The 25,368-nt window shown below is 51.3% G+C and carries 29 protein-coding genes and 2 pseudogenes; all 31 read left to right on the forward strand.

Going from position 1 to position 25,368, the window contains the following annotated elements; all coding sequences use genetic code 11:
• Positions 1-678: pseudogene (locus DWX68_RS08435) on the forward strand (DUF87 domain-containing protein); the annotation flags it as partial.
• A gap of 187 nt (positions 679-865) precedes the next feature.
• Entirely contained in the window at positions 866-1,405 is a 540-nt protein-coding gene (locus DWX68_RS08440; protein ID WP_182432165.1) for a DUF134 domain-containing protein, read from the forward strand.
• Between the two features lie 51 nt (positions 1,406-1,456).
• Positions 1,457-1,831, forward strand: a complete 375-nt coding sequence (locus DWX68_RS08445) for a TnpV protein (protein WP_001129922.1) — start codon at positions 1,457-1,459, stop codon at positions 1,829-1,831.
• Positions 1,832-2,197: 366 nt separating this feature from the next.
• Entirely contained in the window at positions 2,198-4,117 is a 1,920-nt protein-coding gene (gene tet(O), locus DWX68_RS08450) for a tetracycline resistance ribosomal protection protein Tet(O) (RefSeq protein ID WP_002596250.1), read from the forward strand.
• Between the two features lie 51 nt (positions 4,118-4,168).
• Positions 4,169-4,342, forward strand: coding sequence for a cysteine-rich KTR domain-containing protein (locus DWX68_RS08455; RefSeq protein ID WP_008724758.1), 174 nt, complete (start codon positions 4,169-4,171; stop codon positions 4,340-4,342).
• 490 nt (positions 4,343-4,832) lie between these two features.
• Positions 4,833-5,342 (forward strand): sigma-70 family RNA polymerase sigma factor, encoded by a 510-nt coding sequence (locus DWX68_RS08470; protein ID WP_002596252.1) that lies wholly within the window; start codon positions 4,833-4,835, stop codon positions 5,340-5,342.
• 95 nt (positions 5,343-5,437) lie between these two features.
• A complete protein-coding gene (locus DWX68_RS08475) occupies positions 5,438-5,869 on the forward strand; it encodes a sigma-70 family RNA polymerase sigma factor (protein ID WP_002596253.1) in 432 nt (143 codons plus the stop codon).
• Between the two features lie 76 nt (positions 5,870-5,945).
• On the forward strand, positions 5,946-6,419 hold the full coding sequence (locus tag DWX68_RS08480) for a sigma-70 family RNA polymerase sigma factor (protein ID WP_002596254.1): 474 nt from the start codon (positions 5,946-5,948) through the stop codon (positions 6,417-6,419).
• Positions 6,420-6,574: 155 nt separating this feature from the next.
• Complete coding sequence (locus DWX68_RS08485) at positions 6,575-7,606, forward strand: AAA family ATPase (protein ID WP_002596255.1); 1,032 nt, start codon at positions 6,575-6,577, stop codon at positions 7,604-7,606.
• A 330-nt stretch (positions 7,607-7,936) separates the two neighbouring features.
• Positions 7,937-8,116, forward strand: coding sequence for a hypothetical protein (locus DWX68_RS08495; RefSeq protein WP_004613323.1), 180 nt, complete (start codon positions 7,937-7,939; stop codon positions 8,114-8,116).
• Between the two features lie 6 nt (positions 8,117-8,122).
• Positions 8,123-9,088 (forward strand): MobV family relaxase, encoded by a 966-nt coding sequence (gene mobV, locus DWX68_RS08500; protein WP_002596256.1) that lies wholly within the window; start codon positions 8,123-8,125, stop codon positions 9,086-9,088.
• A gap of 8 nt (positions 9,089-9,096) precedes the next feature.
• Complete coding sequence (locus DWX68_RS08505; RefSeq protein ID WP_002596257.1) at positions 9,097-9,951, forward strand: ParB/RepB/Spo0J family partition protein; 855 nt, start codon at positions 9,097-9,099, stop codon at positions 9,949-9,951.
• 45 nt (positions 9,952-9,996) lie between these two features.
• Positions 9,997-10,227, forward strand: coding sequence for a PC4/YdbC family ssDNA-binding protein (locus DWX68_RS08510; RefSeq protein ID WP_002596258.1), 231 nt, complete (start codon positions 9,997-9,999; stop codon positions 10,225-10,227).
• Positions 10,228-10,297: 70 nt separating this feature from the next.
• Positions 10,298-10,489, forward strand: coding sequence for a hypothetical protein (locus DWX68_RS08515; RefSeq protein WP_002596259.1), 192 nt, complete (start codon positions 10,298-10,300; stop codon positions 10,487-10,489).
• 54 nt (positions 10,490-10,543) lie between these two features.
• Positions 10,544-12,401: pseudogene (locus DWX68_RS08520) on the forward strand (recombinase family protein).
• Positions 12,401-12,646: a NifB/NifX family molybdenum-iron cluster-binding protein gene (locus tag DWX68_RS15110; protein WP_270706396.1), complete on the forward strand. Its 246-nt coding sequence runs from the start codon at positions 12,401-12,403 to the stop codon at positions 12,644-12,646. Before DWX68_RS08520 ends, DWX68_RS15110 begins: the two are co-directional and overlap by 1 nt.
• 1 nt (position 12,647) lies before the next feature.
• Positions 12,648-13,304 (forward strand): Crp/Fnr family transcriptional regulator, encoded by a 657-nt coding sequence (locus DWX68_RS08525; RefSeq protein ID WP_107000764.1) that lies wholly within the window; start codon positions 12,648-12,650, stop codon positions 13,302-13,304.
• A gap of 79 nt (positions 13,305-13,383) precedes the next feature.
• Positions 13,384-13,926: a rubrerythrin gene (rbr, locus tag DWX68_RS08530; RefSeq protein WP_107000763.1), complete on the forward strand. Its 543-nt coding sequence runs from the start codon at positions 13,384-13,386 to the stop codon at positions 13,924-13,926.
• Positions 13,927-13,946: 20 nt separating this feature from the next.
• Positions 13,947-14,321, forward strand: coding sequence for a desulfoferrodoxin family protein (locus tag DWX68_RS08535; RefSeq protein ID WP_107000762.1), 375 nt, complete (start codon positions 13,947-13,949; stop codon positions 14,319-14,321).
• A 76-nt stretch (positions 14,322-14,397) separates the two neighbouring features.
• Positions 14,398-14,610, forward strand: a complete 213-nt coding sequence (locus DWX68_RS08540) for a DUF6219 family protein (protein WP_107000761.1) — start codon at positions 14,398-14,400, stop codon at positions 14,608-14,610.
• Positions 14,611-14,699: 89 nt separating this feature from the next.
• The gene (locus tag DWX68_RS08545) at positions 14,700-14,858 is read left to right on the forward strand and encodes a rubredoxin (RefSeq protein WP_107000760.1); all 159 of its coding nucleotides are present in this window, start codon (positions 14,700-14,702) and stop codon (positions 14,856-14,858) included.
• 132 nt (positions 14,859-14,990) lie between these two features.
• Entirely contained in the window at positions 14,991-15,236 is a 246-nt protein-coding gene (locus DWX68_RS08550) for a ferredoxin-thioredoxin reductase catalytic domain-containing protein (RefSeq protein ID WP_107001011.1), read from the forward strand.
• Between the two features lie 12 nt (positions 15,237-15,248).
• Complete coding sequence (locus DWX68_RS08555; RefSeq protein WP_107000759.1) at positions 15,249-15,452, forward strand: 4Fe-4S binding protein; 204 nt, start codon at positions 15,249-15,251, stop codon at positions 15,450-15,452.
• Positions 15,449-16,024 carry a 4Fe-4S binding protein gene (locus tag DWX68_RS08560; protein ID WP_118569951.1) on the forward strand — a complete coding sequence of 192 codons (576 nt, stop codon included), beginning with the start codon at positions 15,449-15,451 and terminating at the stop codon, positions 16,022-16,024. The genes DWX68_RS08555 and DWX68_RS08560 overlap by 4 nt, the downstream gene beginning before the upstream one ends.
• A gap of 28 nt (positions 16,025-16,052) precedes the next feature.
• Positions 16,053-16,373: a thioredoxin gene (gene trxA / locus DWX68_RS08565; RefSeq protein ID WP_107000757.1), complete on the forward strand. Its 321-nt coding sequence runs from the start codon at positions 16,053-16,055 to the stop codon at positions 16,371-16,373.
• Complete coding sequence (locus tag DWX68_RS08570) at positions 16,370-18,064, forward strand: FAD-dependent oxidoreductase (protein ID WP_118538454.1); 1,695 nt, start codon at positions 16,370-16,372, stop codon at positions 18,062-18,064. Before trxA ends, DWX68_RS08570 begins: the two co-directional genes overlap by 4 nt.
• Complete coding sequence (locus tag DWX68_RS08575; RefSeq protein ID WP_107000755.1) at positions 18,061-18,732, forward strand: GTP pyrophosphokinase family protein; 672 nt, start codon at positions 18,061-18,063, stop codon at positions 18,730-18,732. Before DWX68_RS08570 ends, DWX68_RS08575 begins: the two co-directional genes overlap by 4 nt.
• Positions 18,733-19,075: 343 nt before the next feature.
• Positions 19,076-19,507 (forward strand): Rrf2 family transcriptional regulator, encoded by a 432-nt coding sequence (locus DWX68_RS08580; protein WP_015553424.1) that lies wholly within the window; start codon positions 19,076-19,078, stop codon positions 19,505-19,507.
• A 22-nt stretch (positions 19,508-19,529) separates the two neighbouring features.
• On the forward strand, positions 19,530-21,443 hold the full coding sequence (locus tag DWX68_RS08585) for an acyl-CoA dehydrogenase family protein (protein ID WP_107000754.1): 1,914 nt from the start codon (positions 19,530-19,532) through the stop codon (positions 21,441-21,443).
• Between the two features lie 22 nt (positions 21,444-21,465).
• Entirely contained in the window at positions 21,466-22,677 is a 1,212-nt protein-coding gene (locus tag DWX68_RS08590; protein WP_107000753.1) for an FprA family A-type flavoprotein, read from the forward strand.
• Positions 22,678-22,842: 165 nt separating this feature from the next.
• Positions 22,843-25,359 carry a ribonucleoside-diphosphate reductase subunit alpha gene (locus DWX68_RS08595; RefSeq protein ID WP_181357201.1) on the forward strand — a complete coding sequence of 839 codons (2,517 nt, stop codon included), beginning with the start codon at positions 22,843-22,845 and terminating at the stop codon, positions 25,357-25,359.
• Positions 25,360-25,368 lie beyond the last annotated feature (9 nt).

Consider the following 25,368-nt stretch of genomic DNA (forward strand, 5'->3'; position numbering starts at 1 on the left):
GAAGCGGGGGAAAAGCTGGAGATAACTTCAAAGGCTTACCTATCGCTATTTCCGTCAGATTTGGCAACTTACGGCAGGGACGCAAAGGCACTGCTGAAGGAATTGCAGAGCCAGAATGAGCGTATGTTCCTGCTGACCTTTCTGGTGATGAATACCGGCGAGACGGAGCAGGAGCTGGAAACCAATGTGTTTCAAGCTTCCAGTATCGCGCAGAAGTACAACTGCAACCTGCGCCGTCTGGGCTTTCAGCAGGAGCAGGGGCTGATGAGCTGTCTGCCGCTGGCACAGAACCTGATTGAGATTCAGCGCAGCATGACTACCAGCAGCACGGCAATTTTCGTTCCGTTTACCACCCAGGAACTGTTTCAGACCGGGAAAGAGGCTCTGTACTATGGGCTGAATGCTCTGTCCAACAACCTGATTATGGTTGACCGGAAAAAGCTCAAAAACCCCAACGGGCTGATTCTGGGTACTCCCGGTTCCGGTAAATCCTTCTCTGCCAAGCGAGAAATCGCCAATGCGTTTCTGGTGACGGATGACGATGTAATTGTGTGCGATCCGGAAGCCGAGTACACGGCACTGGTGAAGAAATTTGAGGGGCAGGTCATTAAAATCAGCCCTTCCAGCGCGCAGTATATCAACCCGATGGACATCAATGCGAACTATTCGGAAGAGGATACCCTGCGAAGTTCTGTCAAATGTAGATAATCTGACAATACGAACATGGCTCACACGTAGTCTTCGACACCGAATATCAGCCAGCACACATATGAGGACGGAAAATGTAGCAGCTTTTGAAAAATTGCTTTTTCTGCTCAAAGTGCTATAATCGGAATATACCGAATACAAAGGGAGGAAAGCTCCCATGCCAAGACCGCCACGGTGCCGTCGAATTTGTGGCGTACCACAGGTCGATACATTCTGTCCTAACGGGTGCGAGAATACCGAGCCGATCCTGCTGACGCTGGACGAATACGAGGTCATTCGGCTGGTTGACTTGGAGCAGCAAACCCACGAGCAGTGTGCCGCTCAAATGGAGATTTCCCGCTCTACCGTGCAGGAGATTTACGAAAGCGCACGGAGCAAGATCGTAGCGTGTCTTGTCCACGGGAAACCGCTGCACATCACCGGGGGAAACTACCGCATCTGCGGAGGACAGGAGGCAGCTCACTGCGGCCGTTGCTGCCGGATGCAGAGAGCCAACATGGAAAAATCAGGCAAAACTTGCAAAGGAGATTCCATTATGAAAATTGCAGTTACCTATGACAACGGTCAGATCTTTCAGCATTTCGGTCACACCGAGCAGTTCAAGCTTTATGAATCTGTGGACGGCAAAATCGTCCATGCGGAAGTCGTTGATACCAACGGCAGCGGTCACGGCGCACTGGCAGGATTCCTGATGTAGGACGGATTTTGCGGACATTCAAAATAAAAAAGAATGTGGAGGTAACAGACAATGGCAAAATCATTATTTGAGGAACTGGGCGGCAAATACGAAAGGCAAGGGGATTATTTGATACCGTGCTTAACTGTACCCGCCGAAGAAGAACAGGCAATAGGCATCTGGGGGCAACGGCATTTAGATTATCTAAAACAGTACCGTAAAGTTACATACACCAATCTTCTTACAAGCGGCAGGCTAAACGCCTACCTTGCCGACATCAACAGACAGGCACAGGAACGCTTTGAAAGGCTCATAGAGGGTATGAAACAGGCACAGGGCATAACGGAACAGCTAAAGGCAGAAAACGCCTTAGAATGGACAGGATGCCTCAATAACATAAGGGCTTGTGCGAGGGAGATTGTGGAAAAGGAAATTATTTTTGCATAAACAGATGATTAGTGGCAGGGGGAAATCCTGCCGCTTTTTCTGCTTTAGTTTGTCAGCTTGACAAATAAAGGGTTAAGGAATATAATTAGATTCAGTATTATACAAGGAGTTAATAAATATGCGGCAAGGTATTCTTAAATAAACTGTCAATTTGATAGTGGGAACAAAAAGTAGCAGTCTCGTTTCACTTTTAATATGGGGCTTAGTTTTTTGTACCCAGTTTAAGAATACTTTTATCATGTAATTTTATATGCCCGAAAACATATAAGTGTTTTGGGGCTATTGGAGTTATTTACCCAGTGATAGGAGTATTTATCACTGGGTATTTTTATGCCCTTTTTTGGGTGTTGATAGGAGGAAAATCACATGAAAATAATTAACTTAGGCATTCTGGCTCACGTTGACGCAGGAAAGACAACATTAACGGAAAGTTTATTGTATACCAGTGGTGCAATTGCAGAACTAGGGAGCGTAGATGAAGGCACAACAAGGACAGATACAATGAATTTGGAGCGTCAAAGGGGAATCACTATCCAGACAGCAGTGACATCTTTTCAGTGGGAGGATGTAAAAGTCAACATTATAGATACGCCAGGCCATATGGATTTTTTGGCGGAAGTATACCGTTCTTTATCCGTATTAGACGGAGCAGTATTATTAGTTTCTGCAAAGGATGGCATACAGGCACAGACCCGTATACTGTTTCATGCACTACAGACAATGAAGATTCCGACAATTTTTTTCATCAATAAAATTGACCAAGAGGGGATTGATTTGCCAATGGTATATCGAGAAATGAAAGCAAAGCTTTCTTCGGAAATTATAGTGAAGCAAAAGGTTGGGCAGCATCCCCATATAAATGTAACGGACAATGACGATATGGAACAGTGGGATGCGGTAATTATGGGAAACGATGAACTATTAGAGAAATATATGTCAGGGAAACCGTTTAAAATGTCAGAACTGGAACAGGAAGAAAACAGGAGATTCCAAAACGGAACGTTATTTCCCGTTTATCACGGAAGCGCTAAAAACAATCTGGGGATTCGGCAGCTTATAGAAGTGATTGCCAGTAAATTTTATTCATCAACGCCTGAAGGTCAATCTGAACTATGCGGGCAGGTTTTTAAGATTGAATATTCAGAGAAAAGGCGGCGTTTTGTTTATGTGCGTATATATAGCGGAACATTGCATTTGAGGGATGTTATTAGAATATCTGAAAAAGAGAAAATAAAAATCACAGAGATGTGTGTTCCGACAAACGGTGAATTATATTCATCCGATACAGCCTGCTCTGGTGATATTGTAATTTTACCAAATGATGTTTTGCAGCTAAACAGTATTTTGGGGAACGGAATACTGTTGCCGCAGAGAAAATTTATTGAAAATCCTCTCCCTATGCTCCAAACAACGATTGCAGTAAAGAAATCTGAACAGCGGGAAATATTGCTTGGGGCACTTACAGAAATTTCAGATGGCGACCCTCTTTTAAAATATTATGTGGATACTACAACGCATGAGATTATACTTTCTTTTTTGGGGAAAGTGCAGATGGAAGTCATTTGTGCCATCCTTGAGGAAAAATATCATGTGGAGGCAGAAATAAAAGAGCCTACTGTTATATATATGGAAAGACCGCTTAGAAAAGCAGAATATACCATCCACATAGAAGTCCCGCCAAATCCTTTCTGGGCTTCTGTCGGGTTGTCCATAGAGCCGCTCCCTATTGGAAGCGGAGTGCAGTATGAAAGCAGAGTTTCACTTGGATATTTAAATCAATCGTTCCAAAATGCGGTTATGGAGGGGGTTCTTTATGGCTGCGAGCAGGGGCTGTATGGATGGAAAGTGACAGACTGTAAAATCTGTTTTGAATATGGATTGTATTATAGTCCTGTAAGTACCCCCGCAGACTTTCGGCTGCTTTCCCCTATCGTATTGGAGCAGGCTTTAAAAAAAGCAGGGACAGAACTATTAGAGCCATATCTCCACTTTGAAATTTATGCACCGCAGGAATATCTCTCACGGGCGTATCATGATGCTCCAAGGTATTGTGCAGATATTGTAAGTACTCAGATAAAGAATGACGAGGTCATTCTGAAAGGAGAAATCCCTGCTAGATGTATTCAAGAATACAGGAACGATTTAACTTATTTCACAAATGGGCAGGGAGTCTGCTTGACAGAGTTAAAAGGATACCAGCCAGCTATTGGTAAATTTATTTGCCAACCCCGCCGCCCGAATAGCCGTATAGATAAGGTTCGGCATATGTTCCACAAGTTAGCTTAACAGCTTGCAAAAGTCATATAAAATGAGATTTGAAAGGATTAGAGACTAATTATGATGAAATGCGAATGGATATTGTGTCCTGTTTGTGGGAACAAAACCCGTAATAAAATTAGGAAGGACACTGTTTTGGAGAATTATCCCCTTTATTGTCCAAAATGCAGACAAGAAAGATTGATTAAAGTTGACAACTTGAAGATAACTGTCATCAAAGAGCCAGACGCTTAAGACGCAGAGCCGATGAAATTGTGGAACAATTCACGAATCATCGGCTCTTTTTGTTTCGTATTTGAAAGAACAAACTCACCAAATAAAAAAAACGATATTCGGGTGGGTTATTTTGTTATACCCTAAATTACCCTCTGAATTTGTTTTTAAATTTGGAGGGATTTTTTTATGTCCTTTTTTCGGGCAGTTATCTATCTGCTCATACGAAGCAAAATTTATCAATACATAGCATATCAGAGAACGGCAGGAAACCAGTTAAAAAAATTTCTGCCTATGCAACGGCACTTCCTGCCTTGAATGTAGAAGTACAATCTCCATACAACAGAATTAATATTTCCCATAACCGTAAAGGTCATAGAGCCTTTGCGGTTTTTCTTTTGTCGATTTTTGTTGGAAAGTGCCATAGGGCTATTAGTGGTGTTAGGTGTCGTTCGCCACCTCTCCATCTGGATTTTGAACATTTCAAAAATTCAGATGGGAGGTACTTACAGTGAAATACGCACCGAGAAAGGTATATATCAAGGAAAGCGGCAGATATGTGGAACTGTCCTATACGGATTTCTGCCGCCGCAGGGAATCCGACCAGACCTATATGGACAAGCTGTTTATCCCCATTCAAGGCTGTCTGCTTGAAGTCGTGAGGGAGCAATACACGGACTTCTACCGAGATAAGGAACGGTGGCGTTATCTGAAAAAATTAGATACGAAGAACAGCCTGCTTTCTCTGGATGGATTTACGGACAGCGAGGGGAAGCCTTTAGACTTTATCGCTGATGAAGCGGCAGACATTGCGGAAACCGTTGTCAATGCGGTTATGGTGGACAGGCTGAAAGCCGCCCTGCCTTTGCTGTCGGATAGTGAACAGGAATTGATACAGGCAATCTTTTTTGACGGACTTTCTGAGCGTGAAGTCGGGGCGAGGTTCGGCATAACCCAGAGCGTTGTGAACAAACGCAAAGCCAGAATCCTAAGAAAACTAAGAAAGATAATAGAAAATTAAAATTTAAGGCGTTCAGCCCCCTTGTTTTTTCCTTTGGGAAAATGAGGGGGTTTTTCTCTGCCCTCTCAATCAATTCTGATTGGAGGAAAAGAAGCATGGCATATAACCACGGACGGGAGGACAGGAAATGGCGTATCTGGAAAGAAGCGGAGGAAAAGCTGCTGCGTGAGTGCGGCGTTGATGAAGCGACCATTGAGCAGATACGCATTGCGGACAGGGCAGACTTCAATTCCAACAGGCGGTTTTACCGATGGACGAATGACATTGCGGAATACCTTGAGGACATGGCAGACAGGGAGCGGCAGACGGAAGTGGGTACGGTTGCGGAGTTACTGGACGAGATTGAGAGCGAAAATCTCTATCAAGTATTAGTCGCGGTGGACGGGCGTACCTTGAAAATCGTCCTGCTGAAAATGCAGGGGTATTCCACAAAGGAGATTGCCCCGCTCGTGCATTTGACGACTGGTGCCATCTATGCGAGGTTAGACCATCTGCGGAAGAAGCTACGAAAATTTTATAGCGTCTAAAACAGCCTGCCGTCCTGCGGGCTACTGGGTGAGGGATGGAAATCCCCTCACTTATTTTTTGCAGGAGGCAAGCGGGATGGCATACAGAGTTAAGGCGTACACGCTTCGGGAGGAATCCACGGAAAGCGGCACAAGGTATTTTATCAGCTTTAAGGACGGGCAGGGCAAATCCCACGAGTTGGAAGTGTCGGAACAGTTCTTTATGGAGTTTCGGCAGATGGAACGCAGGAACAGGAATCTCCTCCAATGGGACGAGCGGCACAGGGAGTTTTCGGAAGTATGGGACGAAACGCTGAACAGGCGGGCGTTGAAGCTGCCTAAGAGCATAGAGGAACAAATGATTGAGGCAGAACGGGCAGAACTGCTCTGTAAGGCGGTTGACGGACTGCCAGAGATACAAAGGCGGCGTTTCCTGCTCTACTACGAGTATGAGTTCAATTTTTACCAAATCGCCGCTATGGAGCATTGCACCGCTTCGGCAATACAGAAATCTGTTGCGATTGCAAAGGAGAAAGTAAAGGCGGAAATGAGGAAGTATCTCCAACCGTGACCGACACCGCCCGAAAAAGAAATCTGTTTTTTATTTGTGTGGGATTGGCGGCATTACATACTCTCACTTTTTCTTCGTGGGAGTAAATCTATTTTTAAGGAGGTCAACGCCTATGTGCAACGAAAACAAAAACACCGCCCGAAAGGAGGAAAGCCATGCAGAAGTTACAGACAGTCAACGCCGAAACGCTCCTTTATGAACCGCTTGAGAAGCCGTCCTTTGTGGTGGACAGCCTTATCCCCACAGGCTTGTCGCTGTTCTGCGGCTCACAGAAGATAGGAAAGAGCTGGCTCATGCTGAAGCTATGTTTATGCGTGTCGCAGGGACTTCCCTTGTGGGATATGCCGACAATGGAGGGCGACGTGCTTTACCTCTGCCTTGAGGACACGTTCTGCCGTATACAGGACAGGCTGTTCCGATTGACGAACGAAGCGAGCAGGCGGCTTCACTTTGCCGTGGCAAGCTGCAAGCTGTCAGACGGTCTTATCGTGCAGCTTGAAGATTATCTGAAAGATTACCCAAACAGCAGGCTTATTGTCATTGACACTTTGCAGAAAGTCCGTACAGCTTCAAAAGACAATGCCTACGCAAGCGACTATGGGGACATCTCACTAATCAAAGACTTTGCCGACAGGCATTCATTGGCGGTCATTGTCGTACACCACATCCGAAAGCAGAATGACAGCGATGTGTTCAACAAGGTGTCTGGGACGACAGGCTTAACGGGGAGTGCGGACGCTACCTTTGTTCTGGAAAAGGAGAAACGGGCATCCGACACCGCCAAGCTGTATGTGACGGGCAGGGACACGCCCTATCAGGAATACACGCTGCGTTTCCGTGATTGCAGTTGGGAACTTGTGGAGAGAAAAACGCAGGAGCAGCTTGCGAAAGAAACGATACCAGACGTCCTTTTTCGGTTGGTGGATTTTATGAGGGATAAGGAAGAATGGGCAGGCACGGCAACGGAGCTGTTAGCCGCTATGAGGGAAACGGAAACCATACCCACGGTGATTACGAAATGGCTCAATGAATACCGCACCACATTTTTAAATGAGAACCATATCGTTTATCAGTACAGCCGCAAAAAACACGGCAGGCAGATTTCGCTTGCAAAGCGGGCGGGTGACAGCGGTGACGGTGGTGACAGCGATATTGGGATACCCCCTGTTACTGTCATTGACGCTTAAAGCCGTGTAAAGCTGGCGACTCTGCCCTGCGGGTGACAGCGGTGACGGCGGTGACAGTGATTTTAGGATACCCTGCCGCTGTCATCCCTGCGGGAGAACACCCCGTAAACGCAAAGTGCAGGCGTAGGATTTACCCGCCCTTTTCGGCGTGTAAAACCACCCCTGCGGTCAGAAAAATCCTTCCGATTTTTCCGACTGCGTTTACAGGGTGTAACACACTACACTTTGCCCTGCAAAGTCGTGTGCCAGACGTTCCCTCTGGACTCCCTTATGGCAGGTCTTACGCCCTGCTTATCCTACGCTCCACGCTTCGGATAAAAGAATGGCAGCATGACGGTGACGGCTCTTGCGAGGGGGTATTCCAAAAACACCGTCATCATCGACATGACCGTCATGCAGGGAATAAGGGTGACAGTTGAGGCAGTCGGTAGGGGGTATCCCAAAACTGCTGTCACCGCCGTCACCGCTGTCACCCAAAGGGCAGTTTACCCGCCGAAGAAAGGAAGATGATGAATTATGCCCTATGCAATCCTGCGTTTCCAGAAACGCAAAGCGGGCGGCGTTGCGGCTTGCGAACGCCACAACGAGCGTAAAAAAGAAGCCTATAAAAGCAATCCAGATATAGATATGGAACGCTCGAAAGATAACTACCATCTTGTGAATCCGCCGAGGTACACCTACAAGAAAGAGATTAACCGCATGGTAGCCGAAGCAGGGTGCAGGACGAGGAAAGATAGCGTGATGATGGTGGAAACGCTTATCACGGCTTCGCCAGAATTTATGAACAGCCTGCCGCCCAAAGAACAGAAAGCGTATTTTACGATGGCTCTGGATTTCATTTCAGAGCGTGTCGGGGAGAAAAATATCCTCTCCGCAGTCGTCCACATGGACGAGAGAACGCCGCATATGCACCTCTGTTTTGTGCCGATTACACCAGACAATAAGCTGTCTGCCAAAACAATTTTAGGCAATCAAAAGAGCCTGTCCGAATGGCAGACCGCCTACCATGAGCGGATGTCCTCACGGTGGAATCAGCTTGAAAGAGGTCAGTCCTCAATGGAAACGAAGCGGAAACATGTCCCCACATGGCTCTATAAGTTGGGCGGCAGGCTTGATAAACAGTATGAGGAAATTGTGTCTGCACTGTCCGACATCAACGCCTTTAATGCAGGGAAGAAGCGTGACAAGGCTCTGGAACTGATTGCGGCATGGCTCCCAGACGTGGAGAAATTCTCAAAGGAAATCAGTAAGCAGAGTGCCTATATCAATAGCCTAAAGGAGCAAATCGGGCAGGAATCAGACTATGCGGGGCGTATGCGTGATGAAAAGTATGAGCAGGAACTAAAGGTGCAGAAAGCGAACCAGAAGATATTTGAGTTGCAGAGAACCAACGAGCAGATGGGGCGGCTGCTCTCAAAGATACCGCCCGAAGTGTTGGAAGAATTGCAGAAAAACCATAAAAGCAGAGCGAAAGAAAGGTAGATATGTGAATGAAGAAACAGGATTTTAAGGTGTTAAAGACCAAAGACTTGTACCCGTTTCCCGACAATCCGTTTCATGTGGCAGAGGATGAAACGCTGTCAGAATTAGCGGAAAGCATCAAGGAATTTGGCATTGTCACGCCGATAATCACACGCCCGAAAGAGGACGGGAACGGCTATGAAGTGATTGCAGGGCAGCGGCGTGTCCGTGCGTCTGAACTTGCAGGGATAAATACCGTGCCTGCGTTTGTCCTGCCCTTAGACCGTGACCGAGCCATCATCACCCTTGTAGACAGTAATTTACAGCGTGAGAATATCCTGCCATCAGAGCGGGCGTTTGCCTACAAGATGAAATCCGAAGCCATGAAGCGGCAGGGTTTCCGCACAGACTTAACCTCGTCACAAGTTGTGACGAAGTTGCGGACGGACGACAAGGTGGCACAGGGCTTCGGCGTAGGCAGGATGACCGTACAAAGATTTATCCGTTTGACGGAACTGATACCGCCGATTTTGCGGATGGTGGACGAGGGGAAAATCGCCCTCACGCCTGCGGTGGAACTGTCCTTTTTGAAGAAAGACGAGCAGGAAAACCTCTTTGCCACGATGGAGAGCGAAGAAGCAACGCCCTCACTCTCACAGGCACAGCGGATGAAAAGCCTAAGCCAGAGCGGGCGGCTTGACATGGATACGATATTTGCAATTATGACGGAGGAAAAGGGAAACCAGAAAGAAACCTTGAAAATCAACACAAGCAAGCTGAAAAAGTATTTTCCGAAGAACACAACGCCGAAGCAGATGGAGGAAACCATCATTAAACTTTTGGAGCGTGAATTGCAGAGGAAACGGGGCAGGGACAGCCGCTAATCTTCTCTTTTCGGGAGGTAAATGCAGAAAATTGAGGTATGAAGAATGAAAGAAATCCAGTATGAGATTGTAAAGGAAATCGCCGTATTGTCTAAGGGCGACAGCGGCTACACAAAAGAAATCAATCTTATCTCATGGAACGGAAGAGAGCCGAAATATGACATCCGCAGCTTTTCCCCGAACCGTGAGAAGTGCGGAAAGGGTATCACGTTGAACGCTGATGAAGCAGCAGCACTCCTTGAAGCATTACAGAAAGAAGTAAACAGCGGGGATTGATGGTATCTGATTGACAGGGCGGGGCGTTTCCAGACGTTCTCCTGCCCTGTCTGGAAAGGAAGATTTAAGTATGGGCGAGGATAAGAAAGCAGATAAAAAGAGAAAGCGTATCGTGCCGAAAGCACCAGTTCAGATGATAATCAGCCGTGAATATGTCGGCACGCAGACAGTCACAGAAGCGTTTATCCCGATTATTTCCGAGGATATTCGGAAGAAGATTGCCGAGGGCGACACCTTCGACAATGAGGGGCTGTCCGCTTAGAATGTACGCAATGGAACATGAAAACAGATAGGACAGATATGGAGGTTTTACAGTATGGCAGGAATAAGAATGGAGAACAAGATTTATGAAGTCGGCATGTACTGCCGCTTGTCAAAAGACGATGGCACGGATAACGAGAGTGCGAGCATTGCGACACAGAAATCCATCCTCACGGATTATGTGAAAAAGCAGGGATGGCACTTAGCAAAAACGTATGTGGACGACGGTTACTCTGGTACAAATTTCCAAAGACCAAGTTTCCAGAACATGATTAAGGACATTGAAAGCGGTCTGATAAACTGCGTTATCACGAAAGATTTATCTCGTCTGGGGAGGAACTATCTTGATTGCGGACTGTATCTGGAAGTGTTTTTCCCAGAGCATAATGTGAGGTATATAGCGGTCAATGACGGCGTGGACACGCTCAATAAATCCGCTATGGACATCACGCCTTTCCGCAACATCCTAAACGAAATGTATTCCGCCGATGTGTCGGTCAAGATAAAATCGGCGTACCGAGCGAGGTTTCAGCAGGGGAAATTCATGGGGACGACAGCACCATACGGTTACGTCAAAGACCCCGCCGACCACAACCATCTGCTGATAGATGACAAAGTTGCCCATGTGGTAAGGGAAATATTTGACCTTGCGTTAGCGGGCAACGGAATCGCCAAAATCCGCAAGCACATCAACAAACAGCATATCTTACGCCCCGCCGCTTATGCGGCGGAGCAGGGGGCAACAGGCTATGAGAGGTATTTTGAGGAGAATGAGGAGAACCGTTATATTTGGAGCGAGAACAGCGTAAGGGGCATTTTAAGAAGCCCGATATATGCGGGAAACCTTGCAGGCTACAAGCGGATTGCCGCCAACATGAAAAGCAAGAAACGCCCCTCTAAGCTGCCCGAAGAATGGGAAGTGATACCAGACACCCATGAGGGGATAGTCACGCAGGAGGAATTTGATACCGTACAGCAGCTTATTACAAGCCGCAGATTACCAGAAAACAAGGGCGGCTTTGAGAACATCTTTGCAGGCGTTATTAAGTGTGCGGACTGCGGCTATGCGATGCGGGCTATGAGTGCCAACAGGAGGAAACGCCCCGACATCATCGACTGCGTACAATATTCCTGCAATAATTATGGCAGATACGGTAATATCATGTGTACCGCACACAGCATTGAAGCGAGGGACTTGTTCAACGCTGTCCTCACCGACATCAACCGATTTGCGGATATGGCAGTCAATGATGAAAAGGCAGTGAGGGCGATTGAAAAGCGGCTCACGGAAACAGACCAGAGCAAGGCAAAGGCACTGGAAAAGGAGCAAAGAAAACTGAACAAACGCCTTGCAGAACTGGACAGGCTGTTTTCCTCACTCTATGAAGATAAGGTGATGGAGCGTATTACCGAGCGGAATTTTGAGATGATGTCGGGAAAATACCAGAAAGAACAGCTTGAAATTGAAGCAAGGCTGAAAGAGGTAACGGAAACGCTCAGCGACAGCTATGAGAAGACGCAGGGTGTCCGTGATTTCCTCTCCCTAATCCGCAACTATCAAGGCATTAAGGAACTGGACGCAACCATCATAAACGCACTTATAGACAAGATACTTGTTTCGGAACGTGAGAAACTTACAGACGGAATGGTGCGGCAGGAAATCAAGATTTATTATAAATTCATCGGCTTTGTCGGTGAATTACATATCACACCGACAAAGCGGTGGACTGCGTTAAAGCCTAAGAATTGTACGGTGTGCGGTGTTGAATATGTTCCCCGCTCTGGCATATCGAAGTATTGTCCTGCTTGTGCCAAGAAGATACAGAGGGAGAAATCAAACGAGAGCAAACGCAGGAGCAGGGAGCGAAACAGACAGGCATGTATTGAACTGTCCGCAAAAAATGACCGACTGATGCAGAACGGCGTGGACACTTTGATTTGCGGAGGCATCGGCGGCGGTGCGCAGGCAGCACTCGCCGAAGCGGGCATCAAGCTCTACGGCGGTGTCAGCGGGGACGCTGACGCGGCGGTGAGCGCATTGCTCAACGGAAGTTTGGGCTACGATCCCAATGTTCACTGTGACCACCATGACCATGAACACGGCGAGGCTGGTCACTCCTGCGGTGACCACGGCTGCGGCAAGCATAGCTGCCATTGATATGGAACGCACACTGACACAACTTCCGTTCTGGTCATCCTTGACCGAACGCGAAATGGACACACTACGCCGAAGTGCCTTTGTCCGTCATTATAAAAAGGGTGCGTTCGTTCACAGCAGCGACAATGAATGTCTCGGAATGCTGTTTATTCTTTCCGGCGAGATCCGCACCTATCTTCTCTCTGATGAGGGGCGGGAGGTAACGCTGTTCCGCCTGTATCCGGGCGAACTATGCGTGCTTTCCGCCTCCTGCGTGATCAGTCAGATCACCTTTGATACACAAATGACTGCCGGAATGGATACGGACATTCTGATTATCTCTGCAAATGTCATTGCTGCACTCAAGGAGAAAAATCTCCATGTCCGCTGTTTTCTTTATGAACTGGCAACGAAACGGTTTTCTGATGTGATGTGGGCGATGCAGCAGATTATGTTCAAGGGATTGGATCAGCGGCTGGCAGAATTTCTCTTTGCCGAAGCGGAACGTACCGGCTCCGACACGATACGCATGACCCATGAGCAGATCGCCCAGCACATCAGCTCGGCACGGGAGGCAGTGGCACGGATGCTCAAAAGCTTCTCGGAGGACGGGCTGGTGGAGCTGAAGCGTGGTGCAATCACGCTGCGGGATAAGAACAGACTAAATCGTCTAAAATAAAAAGAAATGTGACTTCGTTACAGAAGAAAATCATAGATTTGCTACAATAAAAGCAGAAAAACAGGAAGGAGTATCCGCCATGAAAGAAACGAAATACGCAGGAACTCAAACCGAAAAAAACCTGATGGCTGCCTTTGCCGGTGAGTCCGAGGCGCGCAACAAATACACCTATTTTGCATCCAAGGCCAAGAAGGAAGGCTACGAGCAGATCGCGGCGCTGTTCCTCAAAACCGCTGATAATGAGAAGGAACACGCCAAGCTGTGGTTCAAAGAGCTGAACGGCATTGGCGACACCGCCGAAAACCTTCTCTCCGCCGCTGAGGGCGAGAACTACGAGTGGACGGATATGTACGACGGCTTTGCCAAAACCGCCGACGAGGAGGGTTTCCATGAGCTGGCCCAGCGTTTCCGCCTGGTAGCCGCCATTGAAAAGCATCATGAGGAGCGCTACCGTGCCCTGCTGCACAATGTGGAGATGGCGGAGGTCTTCGCCAAGAGTGAGGTCAAGGTATGGGAGTGCCGCAACTGCGGGCATATCGTGATCGGTGAGAAAGCACCGGAGGTCTGCCCGACCTGCAACCATCCCCAGAGCTACTTTGAAATTCACGCAGAAAACTATTAAAGAGAAAAGGAGAACGAATCATGGAGCAGAAGTTTTACATTTGCAAGCATTGCGGCAACATCATTGCCAAGGTCAAGGACACGGGCGTTCCCGTCATCTGTTGCGGTGAGCCGATGAGCGAGATCATCCCCGGTACCACCGACGCCGCCGTGGAGAAGCACGTCCCTGTCTGGACTGTGGAAAACGGCATCGTTCATGTCAAGGTCGGCTCCGTAGAGCATCCCATGCTGCCGGAGCACTACATCGAGTGGGTGTCCCTCCACACCAATCAGGGCAACCAGCGCAAGGAACTGCACCCGGGCGAGAAGCCGGAGGTCTGCTTTGCGCTCTGCGAGGGCGACGAAGTCGAGGCGGTCTACGCCTACTGCAACCTCCACAGTCTGTGGAAAGCGTGATCGTTCCGCGCATGGTATCTTAGAACCAACATAGAGAACTGAATGTCATGTATTGCAGGCAGGAGGCAAACAAGTCATGAAAGCACATAAATATTGGTCAATCGGAGCGGTAATTACCATGTTTGGAACTTTTTGCACTGGATATAAAGGCTCAAAAACAACGCATAAGTACCTTGCGCTTAGTTCCTTGATCTGCATGGTTATGGCAGTATATACGGGTCATAAAATGATTTCAGGGAATAAGAAAACAAAGAGAGTAAAACAAGCGGAAGCTGTGGATATTCTTTGAGTAAGATAGGAATCGTTATTGTTTCTGATGACGATAAAGTCGGGCTAATGTTGTGTGCGAAATAAAAAACAAGAAAGAAGAATTTCATTATGAAATATGTATGCGATGTGTGTGGTTGGGAATACGACGAAGAAAATGGCTATCCGGAAGGCGGCATTGCACCGGGTACAAAATGGGAAGATATTCCGGATGATTTTGAATGCCCCTTATGTTTTGTTGGCAAAGACCAGTTTTCTGTGGCTGAGTAAGGAAGCACAACAAAACCTATAAACAAAGAGCCGTGAAGCAGTATGTAAGATACCGCTTCACGGCTCTTTCTCACTTATATAAAAATTTGCCGTAACGTAACCTCGTCACAGAAAAATGCTTTGTACTGCGGTATGATAAAGCCACAATCAATCAACAAGAAAGAGGTGGCGAACATGAAAATCAAGCTCAATTCCGATCAGGAGATTGTCAGCACCATCAGAGAAGGACTCAAGCGCACCGGCGGGTACTGCCCCTGCCGCAGGGAGAGCACAGAGGCGACCAAATGTATGTGCCAGGAGTTTAAGGATCAAATTGCAGATCCGGGCTTCGAGGGATTCTGCCACTGTATGCTCTATTACAAATCCTTGCAGGATTAAGGGAGGAACGCTATGCTGTCAAAGAAACTGGCCGCCATAGATAAGACGCGGTGCGTCGCCTGCGGCGTGTGTGAAAATACCTGTCCACTGGGGGCCGTCAAGGTGCGCCGCGGCTGCTACGCCGCTGTGGAGGCGGAACGATGCGTAGGCTGCGGCAAGTGCGCAAAGATCTGTCCCGTCGGCTGCATTGAGGTGAAAGTGAGGGCTGACGCATGAAAGTAAAGCATTGGTACGATTACCTGTTGGTATATGCAATCATCTATTTTGCACTGGGCTTTTTCAATATCCTGTTCGCGTGGCTGGGCATGATCGATTTTCTTCTGCCGCTGTTCTTAGCCATCTTTGGTGGGAACAAATACTTTTGCAACCACCTCTGCGGACGGGGTCAACTGTTCAGCAAGCTGGGGACAGACCTTAAATGCTCCCGCTGCAAGCCCACGCCCCGCTGGATGTCCTCCAAGTGGTTCCGTTATGGCTTTTTGATCTTTTTCCTGACGATGTTCGGCAACATGGTGTTTCAGACATATCTGGTCGCTGCGGGTACTTCGTCCCTGCGGGAGGCCATTAAGCTGTTCTGGACCTTCCGTGTGCCGTGGGGCTGGGCCTACACCGCCGGAACGGTGACAGACTGGGTAGCCCAATTCAGCTTCGGCTTTTACAGCCTCATGCTGACCTCGCTGCTCATCGGCCTCATCGTCATGGTGCTCTACAAGCCCCGTACATGGTGTGCCTTCTGCCCCATGGGAACCATGACGCAGGGGATTTGCAAGCTGAAAAACAAAGAATAAACAAAGATAACAGAAAGGAGCCTTACTCATGGCTGAACTGAAAATTACTGCTGCGAATTTTGAAAATGAGGTACTGCGTTCCGACAAGCCCATTTTGCTGGACTTCTACGCCGACTGGTGCGGACCGTGCAAAATGCTCTCTCCCATACTGCATGAGCTTGCCGAAGAAAAAAGCGGCGCGCTCAAGGTGGGAAAGGTCAATGTGGACGAGCAGATGGAGCTGGCAATGCGTTTTCAGGTGTCCAGTATCCCGATGCTGGTCGTATTCAAGGATGGAAAGGCCGTTGCCAAATCGGTGGGCTATCGGCCTAAGTCGGAGATTGCCGCAATGGTGGAGGGCGCAAGATGAAAGTTGTAATCGTAGGCGGTGTGGCGGGCGGTGCTTCTGCCGCCGCCCGCATCCGCCGTTTGGATGAACACGCGCAGATCATCATGATCGAGCGCAGCGGCTATGTGTCCTATGCCAACTGCGGTCTGCCGTATTATGTGGGCGGTGTGATCAAGGAGCAGGAAGAATTGACGCTGCAAACTCCGGAGAGCTTTTGGGATCGCTTTCGCATTGATGTGCGAGTACGGCAGGAAGTAACTGCGATCAATCCCGCAGAGAAAATCGTCACCGTCCACGCACTGGACAGCGGGAAGGTCTACACGGAAACCTATGACAAACTGCTTCTTGCCCCCGGCGCAAAGCCGACGATTCCTGCGCTTTCCGGCGTGGACAGCGAGCGGGTCTTTTCCCTGCGCACCGTGGAAGACACCCTCCGCATTCGACGCTTTGTAGAGGATCAGAAGCCGAAAACCGCTGTTTTGGCTGGCGGCGGCTTTATCGGTCTGGAAATGGCGGAAAACCTTGTGGAGATGGGCGTTTCGGTTACCATCGTCCAGCGTCTGAAGCAGCTATTAGCGCCGCTGGATGCGGATATGGCCAGCTTTGTCCATGCGGAAATGCGCAGACACGGTGTGGCTCTGCGGTTGGATGAAACCGTCACCGGATTCCGACAGGACGGAGATTCCGTGCTGACGCTGCTGGAGGAAAGTGAGCCGCTGCGCTCCGACATGGTGCTGCTGGCCATCGGCGTCACGCCGGACACCCATCTGGCAAAAGAGGCCGGACTTGAGCTGGGCATCCGGGGCAGCATCGCTGTCAACGAGCGGATGGAAACCTCCGTGCCGGATATCTACGCTGTGGGCGATGCCGTAGAGGTCACCCATTTCGTGACCGGCCAAAAAGCATTGATCTCGCTGGCGGGGCCTGCCAACAAGCAGGGACGCATTGCCGCTGACAATATCTGCGGCGGAAACAGCCGCTTTCACGGCTCTCAGGGCTCGTCTGTTCTGAAACTGTTTGGCTTGACAGCGGCCTCCACGGGGATCAATGAGAAGGCAGCGCAGGCAGCAGGGATCGCTTACGACAAAGTCGTATTATTCCCGGCATCCCACGCTACCTATTATCCCGGCGCACAGTCTATGGCAATGAAGGTGATGTATGAAAAAGAAAGCCTGCGGCTGCTGGGTGCGCAGATCGTTGGCGGCGAGGGCGTGGACAAGCGCATTGATGTACTGGCAACGGCCATTCGCGCAAAAATGACAGCCTTGGAACTGACGGAGCTTGACCTTTCCTATGCGCCGCCCTATTCCTCTGCCAAACACCCGGTCAATATGGCCGGTTTTATGATCGAGGATTTGGAGAGCGGGAAGGTACGGCAGTTCCATTGGAATGAGGTTGAGGACTTGCCTTGCGATGGCAATGCGACACTGCTGGATGTCCGTACAGAAGGCGAATATCGGCGTGGGCACTTGAATGGATTCCGCAATATTCCACTGGACGATCTGCGGGAGCATTTGGACGAGTTAGACCGGGGTAAGCCTGTTTATGTGAATTGCCAGACAGGGCTTCGCAGTTATCTGGCCTGCCGACTTTTGACGCAGTACGGTTTCACCTGTTCCCATCTCTCCGGCGGATACAGTTTTTATCAGGTCGTAATACAAGAGCGGCAGACAGCGCGGAGCGCCTATCCCTGCGGAATGGAGAAGCTATGAGTGAGAATTTATTTGGCTTGACGGTTGCGGCAGATAAAGGCTTAGATGATTTGCAGTGCCAGCGCCTTTTAAGCGAAAATCGCAGGTATCAGGAAGTCATGCTGCAATACCGATGTGCGCTGAAAGCACTGGAAAGCAGGTTGGAAATTCTAAACGAAGAGTTTTCATTGCAGCATGATCGCAATCCGATAGAAAGTATAAAAAGCCGCTTGAAGTCGCCGTCCAGCATTATGAATAAGATGCAGAAACGCGGACTTCCTCTGGATTTTCCGACCATGCAGACAAATATCATGGATATTGCCGGTGTGCGGGTGATCTGCTCTTTCGAGGAGGATGTGTTCTTTTTGGCAAAGTGCTTAAAAAAACAGTCTGACATTGAAATCATCACAGAGAAAGATTATATTTCACACCCTAAGCCAAATGGCTATCGCAGTCTGCACCTGACGCTCCGGCTGCCGGTATTCTTTGCGGAAAAAGTGATCCATGTGCCGGTGGAGATACAACTCCGTACAATCGCTATGGACTTCTGGGCAAGCCTTGAGCATACCATCCGCTATAAGAAAAACTTGCCGATAAATGCTGAAGTCGAAACTGAACTGAAAGAGTGCGCCGATTCCAGCAGAGAATGGGACGGTAAGATGGAACATTTACTGCATATCATAACATAATGTGTCGAATATAAAATGAAAAGCACGCACTTTGGTGCTTGCCTTGGACTTGCCAGGGACCGCCTTATCCGCCTTGGGTGGGCGACCCCTGCGAGCCCCAACCAATTTCTCCGCTTTCTGGTTTTCAGGCATAGTCTTTTCTGCTTTCGGCGGACTGCCACGGCACAGCTTTTTCGGCTTCTATATTGTAAGGAACATGGCTTTTCGCTGAATGGAAAGCGAAGCTGACCCGGGCTGGAGCGGTCTGTGTTAAAACGATATATTTTTTTGGAAATTATCTTGATAAAATTTATCAAGATTGATATAATGGCATTAACAAGCAAGCGAAAAGAGGATGTGGAGCATGATCATCACCAAAGAGACGGACTACGCACTGCGCATTTTGCGGGTGCTGCTGGACGGGGAGAAGCATTCGGTGGCCGAGATGTCGGAAACGGAATTGATCCCCAATCAGTTTGCCTACCAGATTCTGCGCAAGCTCTCCGCCGGCAATTTGGTGCGGGTGAGCCGCGGCGCCCTCGGCGGCTGCGCGCTGTCCTGCGATCTGGACGCGACCTCCCTCTACGATCTCATGGGGGTCGTGGGGGAGCGGGGCATCCTGTGCGCCTGCATGGAGCCGGGATATGAATGCCGCTGGCAGGACAAGCATGGGCGGTGCGCCATCCACTGTCAGCTGGCGGCCTTGCAGCAAAAGCAGGACGAGGCGTTCCGTGCCGTGAGCCTGCGCAGGCTGCTGACCGGCGGATCCGATCCCCAAGATACAAGCAAGCTGTAAAATTTTAAGAGGAGGTACCCATATGCTGTTTCAAACCACGGCGGCGCACGAAGAGCTGCGCGCGAAGATCCGGAGTTTTGCGGAGGAGGAGATCAAGCCCCTCGCATTTTTAATGGATCAGAACAATGAGTTTCCCGAGGAGGCTGTCAAGAAGCTGGGTAAGCTGGGCTGGATGGGCATTCCCTACCCCAAGGAGTACGGCGGTGCCGGTCTTGATGCCCTGAGCTACGCCATCGCGGTGGAGGAGCTGGCCCGTGTGGACGGCGGCGCGGGCGTAATCCTCTCCGCCCACGTCTCCCTCGGCTCATGGCCCATTTTCGCCTATGGCACCGAGGAGCAGAAGAAGAAATATCTGGTTCCGCTGGCCAAGGGCGAGAAGATCGGCGCCTTCGGCCTCACGGAGTCCAACGCCGGATCCGACGCCGGCGGCACGGAGACCACGGCGCTGGATAAGGGGGACTACTACCTCCTCAACGGCGGCAAGATCTTCATTACCAACGCCCCTAAGGCGGACACCTATGTGGTTTTCGCCGTCACCACGCCGGACATCGGCACCCGGGGCATCTCCGCTTTCATCGTGGAGAAGGGCTGGAAGGGCTTTGAGTTCGGCGACCACTATGACAAGATGGGCATTCGCTCCTCCTCCACGGCGGAGCTGATCTTCAACGACGTGAAGGTTCCCAAGGAAAACCTATTGGGCAAGGAGGGCGAGGGCTTCAAGATTGCCATGTCCACGCTGGACGGCGGACGCATCGGCATCGCCGCGCAGGCGCTGGGCATCGCCCAAGGCGCGTTTGAGCACGCGTTGAGCTATTCCAAGGAGCGCGTCCAGTTCGGCAAGCCCATCGCGGCCCAGCAGAGCATCGCCTTCAAGCTGGCGGATATGGCCACCAAGCTGCGCTGCGCCCGGTTCCTCATCTACTCCGCGGCGGAGCTGAAGGAGCAGCACGCGCCTTACGGCATGGAGTCCGCCATGGCGAAGATGTACGCCTCGGACATCGCGCTGGAGGTCACCAACGATGCCTTGCAGATCCACGGCGGCAGTGGCTTCCTCAAGGGCATGGAGGTGGAACGGGCCTACCGCGACGCCAAGATCACCACCATCTACGAGGGCACTAACGAGATCCAGCGGGTGGTCATCGCCTCTCATCTGGTGGGCAGGCTGGGCAAGAGCTCCGGCGGCGAGAGCCGTTCGGCGGCCAAGAAACCCGCGCCCATCACCGGCATTCGCAAAAAGACCATCTTCCGGGAAGGGGATGCTGCCCAGCAGGTGGCCGACCTTGTAGCGGCGCTGAAGAAGGATGGTCACGACTTCTCCGTGGGCATCCCTATGGATACGCCCATCCCGCAGGCGGAGCGGGTGGTCTCCGCGGGCAAGGGCATCGGGGAGAAAAAGAACATGAAACTGGTAGAGTCGCTGGCCAAGGCTGCCGGCGCGGCCATCGGTTCTTCCCGCCCTGTGGCGGAGACTCTCAAATATCTGCCGCTGAACCGCTATGTGGGTATGTCCGGTCAGAAGTTCACCGGCAATCTGTACATCGCCTGTGGCATCTCCGGCGCATCCCAGCACCTTAAGGGCATCAAGGACGCCTCCACCATCGTGGCCATCAATAAGAACGGTAACGCGCCTATCTTCAAGAACTGCGACTACGGCATCGTGGGCGATGTGGAGGAGATCCTGCCCCTGCTCACTGCTGCGCTGGATAGCGGCGAAAAGCTGCCCGCGCCGCCTATGGTAAAGATGAAGCGGCCCACACCGCCGAAGCCCGCCCCCATCGGCGACCGCTACGTCTGCAGCGGCTGCGGCTACGAGTATGTGCCGGAGTTGGGCGACGAGGACGGCGAGATCGCGCCGGGTACGCTCTTTGAGCAGCTTCCCGCCGAGTGGGTGTGCCCGGAGTGCGCGGAGACGAAGGATCAATTTGTAAAGGCTTGAGCCGTGAAGGAGGTAAGATAAGATGTATTGCGTGCGTAAAGTAACAAACGACCTCTACTGGGTGGGCGCCAACGACCATCGCCTGGCCCTGTTTGAAAACTGCTTTCCCATTCCCCGGGGCGTAAGCTACAACGCTTACTGCCTGCTGGATGAAAAGACGGTGCTCTTTGACACGGTGGACTGGTCTGCCTGCCGCCAGCTTTTGGAAAATCTGGCGTATGTGCTGGATGGCCGCGAGCTGGACTACCTGCTGGTCAACCATCTGGAGCCGGATCACGCCGCCTGCATCGAGGAGATCCTGCTGCGCCATCCTAAGGTGAAGCTGATCTCCAACGAGAAGGCATTCATGCTCATGCGGCAGTTCGGCTTCCATGTGGACGGACATGAGTGCATCGAGGTGAAGGAGGGCGACACCTTCTCCTTTGGCAAGCACACCGTCACCTTTGTGGGCGCGCCTATGGTTCACTGGCCGGAGGCCATGGTGACCCTCGACGTCACCGACGGCGTCCTCTTTTCCGCCGACGCCTTCGGCACCTTCGGCGCGCTGGACGGTAAGCTGTTCGCCGACGAGGTGGACTTCGAGCGGGACTGGCTGGACGACGCCCGCCGCTATCTCACCAACATCGTGGGCAAGTACGGCCCCCACATCCAGCTCCTGCTGAAAAAGGCCGGCGGCGTTTTGGATCAGATCCAGTACATCTGCCCGCTCCACGGCCCCGTGTGGCGCAAGGATCTGGGCTGGTTCATCGAAAAGTACGACACATGGAGCCGCTATGCCCCTGAGACCCAGGGCGTGCTCATCGTCTACGCCTCCATGTACGGCAACACGGAGAACGCGGCGCAGGCGCTGGCGGCGTCGCTCTGCGATAAGGGCATGAGCAAGGTGGCGATGTACGATGTGTCCTCCACTCATGTCTCCCAGCTGATCTCCGAGGCGTTTAAGTACAGTCACATTGTCCTGGCCTCTGTGACCTACAATCTCGGCATCTACCCCGCCATGCATGACTTCCTCATGGATATGAAGGCACTGAATCTGCAAAACCGCACCTTTGCCATCATTGAAAACGGCTCATGGGCGGTGAAGTCCGGTGACCTCATGCAGAAATTTGTCAACGATGAGCTTAAGAACATGACGGTGCTCAACGAGCGGCTCAGCCTCGCCTCGTCCATGGGCACGGACAAGCGCACTGAGCTGGAAGCACTGGCGGACGCCATTCTGGAATCTATGAAGTAACTGGCAGGAAAGCCAAAACCAAGACAACAGACAACAAACAGCCCCGCCGTGTCGGCTGCAGAAAAACCGGCTTTCAAAAATAGAGCGGGCAAGCGTGATACTGCGCTTGCCCGCTCTTTGCCCAAAAGGACATGAAAAGTGACCGGAGAAGATGAGAGGATCGAAATGGAGATCAGAAAACGAAACGGGAAGTCTGTTCCTTTTCAACAGGAGAAAATTTTCAACGCCATGAAAAAAGCGTTTGATGGACAGGGAAGGGAGATTGGGGGCGGAGAACTGGAGGAGATCCTCGCCGCCGTTCTCAACAATCTCTCCGTCACAGTACCGCTCACCGTGGAACGTGTGCAGGACGAGGTGGAGCGGACGCTCATGGAGCGCGGACACTATGAGGTGGCCAAGGCGTACATCCTCTATCGCGAAAAGCGGTCTGCGCTGCGCCGCGTCCGGCATACCATCGCGCAGACGGTGGGGGATAACTCGCTTGACGAGGTGCTGCGCCGTATCCAGATGGATTTTACCGAGGAAATCTACTCCCTCGCGGCGCTTCAAATGAAGTTTGAGAGCTTCTGTCGCCCGGGCATGACGGAGGATGAGAGGGCTGAGGCACTGACCAAGGCAGCGGTAGAGCTGACTACGGCAGAGGCACCCAAGTGGGAGTTCATCGCGGCGCGGCTTCTGAACCACTCCTTTCGCTGTCGCAACGCACAGGAATGGGAGGGGCGCGGCGTCGGCGACCTCTATGGCAGGCTTCGCTATCTGACGGATAAGGGACTCTACGGTGACTATATTCTTGCCCACTATACCCACGAGGAGATCGCTATGGCGGAGGACTTTCTCTGCCCGGAACGGGACGAGTTGTTCACCTACTCCGGCCTTGACCTGCTGCTCAAACGCTATGTGATCCAGTCACGCAGCCGCGTGCCGCTGGAAACACCGCAGGAGATGTTTTTGGGTATCGCGCTGCATCTTGCTATGAACGAAGGCTCTGACCGCATGGGGTGGGTAAAACGCTTTTACGATATGCTCAGCCGTATGGAGGTCACGATGGCGACACCTACCATGTCCAACGCACGAAAGCCCTACCATCAGCTTTCAAGCTGCTTTGTGGACACTGTGCCGGACAGTCTGGACGGCATCTACCGCTCGCTGGACAACTTCGCAAAGGTCTCTAAATTTGGCGGTGGAATGGGGATGTACTTCGGTAAGGTGCGCGCTGCAGGCAGCACCATCCGCGGCTTTCAAGGGGCGGCGGGCGGTGTTATCCGCTGGATCCGGTTGGTCAACGACACCGCCGTGGCGGTGGATCAGTTGGGGATGCGGCAGGGCGCTGCGGCGGTTTACTTAGACGCATGGCACCGGGATCTGCCTGAATTCCTTCAACTGCGCACCAACAACGGCGACGACCGCATGAAGGCGCATGATGTGTTTCCCGCCGTGTGCTATCCGGATCTCTTCTGGCGGCTGGCGGAGGAGAACATAGACGCGCCGTGGCATCTCATGTGTCCGCATGAGATCCTCACGGTCAAGGGCTACGCACTGGAGGATTACTGGGGTACGGAATGGGAGAAGCGGTATCTGGACTGCGTCAATGACCCGCGCATCGAAAAGCGTAGCGTCACCGTCAAGGACATCGTGCGGCTGGTGCTTCGCTCGGCAGTGGAGACCGGCACGCCCTTCGCCTTCAACCGCGACAGCGTAAATCGTATGAACCCAAACGGCCACACGGGAATGATCTATTGCTCCAATCTCTGCACGGAGATCGCACAGAACATGGCGCCCATCGAGCATATCAGCACTGAGGTGCACACGGAGAACGGCGACACAGTGGTGGTGACGGCCACACTCCCCGGTGAGTTTGTGGTCTGCAACCTGGCGAGTCTGTCTCTCGGTAATCTGGCGGTGGAGGACGAGGCCTATATGGAACGCACGGTGGAAACGGCCATCCGCGCACTGGATAATGTGATCGACCTCAACTTCTACCCGTTGGAATACGCGCGGCTTACCAATCAGAAGTACCGCAGCATCGGCCTGGGCGTCAGCGGCTACCACCACATGCTGGCAAAGCGCGGCATCCGATGGGAGAGCGATGAGCACCTTGCCTTCACCGATGCGGTATTCGAGCATATCAACTACGCCGCCGTCAAGGCGGACACAGCACTGGCACGGGAAAAGGGCCGCTATGCGCTCTTTGAGGGCAGCGACTGGCAGACAGGCGCGTATTTTGAAAAGCGAGGTTATACCTCAGAAAAGTGGCGGGCGCTTGCGGAAACGGTGGCGGTGCAGGGAATGCGCAACGCCTATCTTCTGGCTGTCGCACCCACTTCCAGCACATCCATCCTCTCCGGCACGTCGGCGGGCATCGATCCAATTATGAAGAAATTCTTTTTAGAGGAAAAAAAGGGCAGCATGCTGCCCCGCGTTGCTCCGGAGCTTTCTATGGATACATGGTGGTACTATAAGGCGGCGCATCTGATCGACCAAAGCTGGTCGGTACGCGCCGCGGGCTTTCGCCAGAGACATATTGACCAGGCGCAGAGCATGAATCTCTATATCACCAACGACTATTCCATGCGTCAGGTGCTCAGACTGTATTTGGAGGCGTGGAGGGCCGGCGTCAAGACCATTTATTATGTCCGCAGCAAGGCCCTTGAGGTCGAGGCCTGTGAAAGCTGCTCGTCATAAGGAGGATAG

Origin of the sequence: Clostridium sp. AF20-7 (assembly GCF_003479275.1) — a bacterium.
Classification (GTDB): Bacteria; Bacillota; Clostridia; order Lachnospirales; family Lachnospiraceae; genus Otoolea; species Otoolea fessa.

Coding starts and splice junctions, on each gene's coding strand:
- mobV (WP_002596256.1), top strand. CDS start 8,123: ATGCCCTATGCAATCCTGCGTTTCCAGAAACGCAAAGCGGGCGGCGTT.
- DWX68_RS08540 (WP_107000761.1), top strand. CDS start 14,398: ATGAAAGCACATAAATATTGGTCAATCGGAGCGGTAATTACCATGTTT.
- DWX68_RS08595 (WP_181357201.1), top strand. CDS start 22,843: ATGGAGATCAGAAAACGAAACGGGAAGTCTGTTCCTTTTCAACAGGAG.
- DWX68_RS08445 (WP_001129922.1), top strand. CDS start 1,457: ATGGCAAAATCATTATTTGAGGAACTGGGCGGCAAATACGAAAGGCAA.
- DWX68_RS08535 (WP_107000762.1), top strand. CDS start 13,947: ATGGAGCAGAAGTTTTACATTTGCAAGCATTGCGGCAACATCATTGCC.
- DWX68_RS15110 (WP_270706396.1), top strand. CDS start 12,401: ATGCAGAACGGCGTGGACACTTTGATTTGCGGAGGCATCGGCGGCGGT.
- DWX68_RS08440 (WP_182432165.1), top strand. CDS start 866: ATGCCAAGACCGCCACGGTGCCGTCGAATTTGTGGCGTACCACAGGTC.
- DWX68_RS08570 (WP_118538454.1), top strand. CDS start 16,370: ATGAAAGTTGTAATCGTAGGCGGTGTGGCGGGCGGTGCTTCTGCCGCC.
- DWX68_RS08475 (WP_002596253.1), top strand. CDS start 5,438: ATGGCATATAACCACGGACGGGAGGACAGGAAATGGCGTATCTGGAAA.
- DWX68_RS08545 (WP_107000760.1), top strand. CDS start 14,700: ATGAAATATGTATGCGATGTGTGTGGTTGGGAATACGACGAAGAAAAT.
- DWX68_RS08455 (WP_008724758.1), top strand. CDS start 4,169: ATGATGAAATGCGAATGGATATTGTGTCCTGTTTGTGGGAACAAAACC.
- DWX68_RS08505 (WP_002596257.1), top strand. CDS start 9,097: ATGAAGAAACAGGATTTTAAGGTGTTAAAGACCAAAGACTTGTACCCG.
- DWX68_RS08495 (WP_004613323.1), top strand. CDS start 7,937: ATGACGGTGACGGCTCTTGCGAGGGGGTATTCCAAAAACACCGTCATC.
- DWX68_RS08575 (WP_107000755.1), top strand. CDS start 18,061: ATGAGTGAGAATTTATTTGGCTTGACGGTTGCGGCAGATAAAGGCTTA.
- rbr (WP_107000763.1), top strand. CDS start 13,384: ATGAAAGAAACGAAATACGCAGGAACTCAAACCGAAAAAAACCTGATG.
- DWX68_RS08480 (WP_002596254.1), top strand. CDS start 5,946: ATGGCATACAGAGTTAAGGCGTACACGCTTCGGGAGGAATCCACGGAA.
- DWX68_RS08525 (WP_107000764.1), top strand. CDS start 12,648: ATGGAACGCACACTGACACAACTTCCGTTCTGGTCATCCTTGACCGAA.
- DWX68_RS08485 (WP_002596255.1), top strand. CDS start 6,575: ATGCAGAAGTTACAGACAGTCAACGCCGAAACGCTCCTTTATGAACCG.
- DWX68_RS08515 (WP_002596259.1), top strand. CDS start 10,298: ATGGGCGAGGATAAGAAAGCAGATAAAAAGAGAAAGCGTATCGTGCCG.
- DWX68_RS08560 (WP_118569951.1), top strand. CDS start 15,449: ATGAAAGTAAAGCATTGGTACGATTACCTGTTGGTATATGCAATCATC.
- DWX68_RS08555 (WP_107000759.1), top strand. CDS start 15,249: ATGCTGTCAAAGAAACTGGCCGCCATAGATAAGACGCGGTGCGTCGCC.
- DWX68_RS08585 (WP_107000754.1), top strand. CDS start 19,530: ATGCTGTTTCAAACCACGGCGGCGCACGAAGAGCTGCGCGCGAAGATC.
- trxA (WP_107000757.1), top strand. CDS start 16,053: ATGGCTGAACTGAAAATTACTGCTGCGAATTTTGAAAATGAGGTACTG.
- DWX68_RS08550 (WP_107001011.1), top strand. CDS start 14,991: ATGATAAAGCCACAATCAATCAACAAGAAAGAGGTGGCGAACATGAAA.
- DWX68_RS08590 (WP_107000753.1), top strand. CDS start 21,466: ATGTATTGCGTGCGTAAAGTAACAAACGACCTCTACTGGGTGGGCGCC.
- DWX68_RS08580 (WP_015553424.1), top strand. CDS start 19,076: ATGATCATCACCAAAGAGACGGACTACGCACTGCGCATTTTGCGGGTG.
- DWX68_RS08510 (WP_002596258.1), top strand. CDS start 9,997: ATGAAAGAAATCCAGTATGAGATTGTAAAGGAAATCGCCGTATTGTCT.